Origin of the sequence: Bacillus cereus group sp. BfR-BA-01379, assembly GCF_022663605.1 — a bacterium.
GTDB lineage: Bacteria > Bacillota > Bacilli > Bacillales > Bacillaceae_G > Bacillus_A > Bacillus_A mobilis.
In genome coordinates, this window is the sequence record NZ_JAKUFT010000252.1 from 1 (window position 1) to 278 (window position 278).

Below are 278 nucleotides of genomic sequence, written 5' to 3' on the forward strand. Positions count from 1 at the left end.
ATTTTCTAGAATTTGCTTTATTTCAATAGGAAATTCTTCTTTTTGTTCACCGATATAGACAATATGTGTATAAGAAGATGAATTAGTAATTTCATTAGCCTTTTTTAAACTTTTCGTAGTTATATCGTTTGTAAAATGTCCTAATTGAGTATTAAGGATTTGAATATTATTTGTAATTTTATCGTCTTTTGTACTGTATAAAACAAGTACTTTTGGTTTTGATGATGTTTGTGCAGAGGTGTGGATAGGGACAAGAAGTAAAATACTGAACAAGAGTA

Annotated in this window: 1 pseudogene; it reads right to left on the minus strand. The window is 27.3% G+C overall.

Annotated elements, in window-relative coordinates:
• Nucleotides 1-278 (minus strand): annotated as a pseudogene (locus tag MR113_RS27700) (DUF2334 domain-containing protein); the annotation flags it as partial.